At 62.5% G+C, this 5,556-nt stretch carries 2 protein-coding genes; one reads left to right on the top strand and one right to left on the bottom strand.

Features of this window, described 5'->3' with window-relative positions:
- Positions 1–912 precede the first annotated feature (912 nt).
- Positions 913–2,511 (bottom strand): sodium/proline symporter PutP, encoded by a 1,599-nt coding sequence (gene putP, locus ACHFFR_RS07155; RefSeq protein WP_394263580.1) that lies wholly within the window; start codon positions 2,509–2,511, stop codon positions 913–915.
- A 286-nt stretch (positions 2,512–2,797) separates the two neighbouring features.
- On the opposite strand from putP, the gene ACHFFR_RS07150 reads away from it, so the two are divergent.
- On the top strand, positions 2,798–5,556 hold a 2,759-nt coding region (locus ACHFFR_RS07150), incomplete at its 3' end, for a proline dehydrogenase family protein (RefSeq protein WP_394263579.1).

Genomic DNA, 5,556 nt, shown 5'->3' with positions numbered 1-5,556 from the left:
CAATCCGCGCGCCGGCATCAAGGGCGATGACACGCTCGTCTTCGTCGTGGACATCTTCGACATCAAAGAATCCGCGTTCAACTTCAATACGCTGCACGACAACTGAGGATGTAGCTGGGCCGGGCGTGCGCCCGGCCCGCTCTCAATCACGATTCACCGCCGGCTACCCGGCGCACTCCCACGTTCGGCCGTCGTCGACGACGAAAATGCCCGTCACCCCACCCCTGCCAAGCGCTACCCAAGCTCCCCGGCGTACCAAACGGGTTCACCCGCGCTATGCGGCGTACCAAATGGGTTCCATACCCCCTCGATAGGTACGCCCTTCTCCGATTGGTACGCCGCCCACCAAAAGCCGACCCGAAAAGTACGCCGCCTAGAACAGCAAAAGCCGCTCCGGCCGTCGTCGACGACGAAAATGCCCGTCACCCCACCCCTCCCAAGCGCTACCCAAGCACCCCGGCGTACCAAACGGGTTCACCCGCGCCAAGCGGCGTACCAAATGGGTTCACCCGCGATATGCGGCGTACCAAATGGGTTCACCCGCGCTATGCGGCGTACCAAATGGGTTCACCCGCGCCAGGCGGAGCACTAAACGGGTTCCATACCCCCTCGATAGGTACGCCCTTCTCCGATTGGTACGCCGCCCACCAAAACCCAACCCGAAAAGTACGCCGCCCAGAAGTTCCCCTGATTTCTGCGGCCGTTGGGAACAAAAGGCCGTTGGGCACAAAAGTGGGCCCACATATGGTCTCCGGGGGATCAAGCCTGACCGCCCGAGGGAACCATATGTGGGCCCGCGTGCATTTTCGCACGCCTAGGATTGCGCACGCCTAGGATTGCGCGCGACTAGGTTTACGCGCGCCTAGCCGCGCCTGGGTTACAGCCACCTAGCTTTACTTAGGCAGCTCTATTTTACTTAGGCAGCTCTATCTCATCGCCGTCCTCTGTGCGGAGGGTTGCCGAGCGCGGCTCGTAACCATCCGGGTTGTTGCGGCGGTACTCGATCATCTGCTTCTCGTACTCCTTGTGGTTCGACCAGTCCTTCGACAGCTCAGCGGCCATGTCGAACTCGCGGTCGATGATCGCGTTCGGGCTGTAGGTCACCAGCGAGATCACGATCGTGACCAACAGGTTCACCACGAAGCCCGGCACAATCTCGTAGAGATTGAAGATGCCGCCGTCGATGTTGCCCCACACGGCCACGGTCACGGCGCCCATCGCCATGCCGGACAGCGCACCGAAACCGGTGAGCTTGCGCCAGAACAGGGCAAGGAGAATGGTCGGACCAAACGATGCGCCAAAGCCTGCCCACGCGAAGGCAACCAGACCGAGGATCGTGTCATTCGGCGTCCACGCCAAGGCGCCCGCGAGCACCGCGATTCCCGCCACGGCAATGCGCGAGAGCATGACGCCCGTCTTCGCATCGAGCTTGCGGTTCGTGAACGTCATGTAGACGTCCTCGATGAGGGCGGACGAGCTCACAATGAGCTGCGAGGAAACGGTTGACATGATGGCCGCCAGGATCGCCGCCAGCATGAAGCCCGCGATCATCGGGTGGAAGAGCAGCTGCCCAAGAACAATAAAGACCTGCTCGGGGTTAACCAGCTCGGCGTCGTTGTGCTGATACACGGCAATACCAACGAAGGCCGTCCCCAGCGCACCGAACACGGCGAGCAGCATCCAGCCGATGCCGATACGGCGGGCGGACACGGCTTCCTTCGGATTACGCAGCGCCATGAAGCGGACGATGATGTGCGGCTGGCCGAAGTAGCCAAGGCCCCACGCGACGGCGGAAATCAGGCCGACCGCCGTCGTGCCTGCAATCGGCGAAAGCAGGTTCGGATCGACGTCTCGAACGGTATCGAGGACGTCATCGAAGCCGCCCACGTAGAACATGCCAACGATCGGAACCAAAATGAGGGCGAGCATCATCATCAAACCCTGAACGACGTCGGTATAGGACACGGCCAAGAAGCCGCCCACCAGCGTGTAGAAGAGTGTGATCGCAGCGATGATCACCATGCCCCAGCGGTAATCTACGCCGAACGCGCCCTCGAAGAAGGTGCCGCCGGCCACCATGCCGGAGGAGACGTAGAAGGTGAAGTAGAACAGAATGATGAGGCCGGCGACGATGCGCAGTGCGTGGGTGGAGTCGCGCAGGCGCGAGTCGAGGAAGGACGGCACCGTGATCGAATTATTCGACACTTCGGTGTAGGACCGCAGGCGCGGCGCCACGAACTTCCAGTTGAGCCAGGCGCCGACCGTGAGGCCAATGGCGATCCAGAATTCAACGAGGCCGGATACGTACAGTGCGCCGGGCAGGCCCATGAGGAGCCAGCCTGACATGTCGGATGCGCCGGCGGACAGCGCTGCAACCAACGGGTTGAGTTGGCGGCCGCCGAGCATGTAGTCGTCGACGTCGGTCGTGCGCTTGTACGCCCACACTCCGATGCCGATCATGACGAGGAAGTAGATGATCATCGTGATCACTTGCCACGTGGTATCGCTCATTTAATCTCCCTAAAGTAGACGTTGTGCAGATTGGCAGCGGTGCCAAACGCTCTCGGTGTTGACCTGAGACGAACCAAGGTAACTGGTACCCTACCCGAAATCATTTCGATGTAAAGAGACTTTTCCATCTCGTGATCGACTTGTGATGCGCCCCCGGCCTTTGCGGCTCATGACATAACCGGGTAGATAGCGGGGTGGTTGAACCGTAGACTTAACGATAGTTTCGCGGGTGCCAACGGCGGCACCGCGGCAGAATTTACGTGAAACCGAAGATGGAGATGAGTACATGCTTACTATGAAAAACGACGTCGATTTCGCGCAGGTTGCCAAGGATTCAATCGCGAAGGCTCGCCACTGGGTTGAGCGCTCCGCGCAGTTCCCGGAGGACCGTTCCGGCAAGTTGCTCTCGCAGGTGCTCTCTGACGAGGGCGGACTGGATTTCACCGTCCAGTTTGTGGACGGCGTGATTAGACCCGAGGATCCGAAGACGCGCGCGAGGAACCTGCGCAAGCTCACCAGCCGCGACATGGGTTTCCTCCCGACGTGGCTCGCCGCCCCGGCCAAGGTAGGCGGTACGCTCTCGCCCGTCTCCCCCACGGTGATCACGGAGGCGGCATTCCGCGTGTTCCGTATGCTTGTGGGTAATTTGGTTCTTGACACGACGCCGAAGAAGATCGGCCCGGCGGTGAAGAAGCTTCGCGCGGATGGCTCGCGTCTCAACCTCAACTTGCTCGGCGAGGCGGTGCTCGGCAAGAAGGAAGCTCAGGCGCGCCTGAACGCGGTGAAGGAGCTCCTCGAATACGACTTTGTGGATTACGTGTCGATCAAGGTCTCTTCAGTTCTCGGCGTCCACAATCCCTGGGGTTACGATCAGGCCGTCGAGGAGGCGGTGGAAGGCCTCCTACCTCTGTTCAACACGGCCAAGGACGGCGGAAAGTTCGTCAACCTCGATATGGAGGAGTACCACGATCTCCACCTCACGATCGCGGTCTTCAAATCGATCCTCGACCGCCCGGAGTTCAAGGATCTGACTGCCGGCATCGTGTTGCAGGCCTACCTGCCAGACGCGCTGGACGCGATGGTCGATATTCAGCAGTGGGCGGCCGAGCGTGTTGCCAATGGCGGCGCGCCGGTGAAGGTCCGCCTCGTCAAGGGCGCGAATTTGCCGATGGAGCGCGTCGACGCCGCGATGCACGGCTGGAGCCTAGCGGTTCAGCCCTCGAAGGCGGCCACGGATGCGAACTACATCCGTATGCTCGAGTACGCTCTGCGCCCCGAGCACATCCAGAACGTCCAGCTCGGGATCGCAGGTCAGAACCTGTTCACGCTCGCGTTCGGGCTCGAGCTCGCCAAGGCCCGCGGCATCACCGAGGGCTTCGACATCGAGATGCTCAAGGGCATGGCCACCAACCAGGCGCTCGCCATCCGCGAGGACGTGGGCCAGATCCTGTACTACGTGCCCGTCGTCGATCCGAACCACTACGACGTCGCCATCTCCTATCTCGTGCGCCGCCTGGAAGAGAGCGCCGCACACGAGAACTTCATGTCCGGCGTCTTCGACATTGCCGACGACGAGTCGGTCTTCGCCCTCGAACGCAACCGGTTCGCGACCGGCGTCGTTGGAGCGTTCCCGGAAGCGGACTTGGCCGAGGATCTGGCGCCGCTGAGCGAGGACGCCCCGGAGCTTCACTTCGGTCCCAACCGTACGCAAAACCGCCTGACGGACGACGTGGCGAAGCAGGAGCGTTTCGCGAACACGCCGGATTCCGATCCGTCGCTCCCCCACAACGTGGAGTGGGCGAACGAGATTTTCGCGAAGATGGCGGATTCGGATTTGGGTACGACGACGGCGGACGCGGCGCGCGTGCGGACGGTCGAGGAGATGAACGAGATCATCGCAAAGGCGCGCAAGGATCCGAGCGGATGGCGCGACAAGCCCGCGAAGGAGCGCGCCGACGTGCTGCGCCGGGCCGCCCAGATTCTGGGTGAGCGCCGCGCCGAGCTCATTGAGGTGGCCGGTTCGGAGTGTGGCAAGGTCGTGGCCGAGGCGGATGTGGAGGTCTCCGAGGCGATTGACTTTGCGAACTACTATGCCGATCTGGCCGAGGAGCTCGAGGAGATCGAGGGCGTGGAGTTCACGCCCGAGGAGCTGACGGCCGCGATTCCGCCGTGGAACTTCCCGCTGGCGATCCCATCCGGCTCGGCGCTCGCGCCGCTGGCCACCGGGTCGGTGGTGCTGTTCAAGCCCGCCGAGCAGGCGCGCCGCTGTGGCGCCGTGATCGCCGAGGCGCTGTGGGATGCGGGCGTGCCCCGCGAGGCGCTCGTGCTCGTCGATATTCATCCGGATGAGATGGATGAGGTGGGCAAGGCGCTCGTGACGGGGTCCGATCAGGTGATCCTCACCGGTTCGATCGAGACGGCCAAGCTGTTCCGCTCGTGGGAGCCGGATCTGAAGATTTCGGCGGAGACGTCCGGCAAGAACGCGATCGTCGTGACGACTCAGGCGGATATCGATCTGGCGGCGAGGGACGTCGTCAATTCGGCGTTCGGGCATGCGGGCCAAAAGTGTTCGGCGGCCTCGCTTGCGATTTTGGTGGGGCCGATGGGCGAATCCCAGCGGCTCATCGACCAGATTGTTGACGCGGCGAACTCGCTGGTGGTTGATTGGCCGGACAACCCGACCACCGAGATGGGCCCGATCATCGAGCCCGTGGCCGGCAAGCTCAAGCGCGGTCTCACCGAGCTTGAACCGGGCGAGAGCTGGCTGCTCAAGCCGGAGCAAAAGGATGAGACGGGACGGCTGTGGACGCCGGGTATCCGCGAGGGCGTCCAGCCCGGCTCCGACGCGCACATGACCGAGTACTTCGGCCCCGTACTGGCGATCATGCGGGCGGATACGCTCGAGGAGGCACTCGAGATCCAGAACGCGGTGGAGTTCGGCTTGACCGCCGGCATCCACTCGCTCGATAGCGACGAGATTGCCTACTGGCTTGACCACGTGCAGGCCGGCAACGTGTACATTAACCGCGGTATCACCGGTGCGAT

The organism is Trueperella sp., from assembly GCF_043424875.1.
GTDB lineage: Bacteria > Actinomycetota > Actinomycetes > Actinomycetales > Actinomycetaceae > Trueperella.
This window is presented reverse-complemented; position numbering and strand designations above follow the sequence as displayed.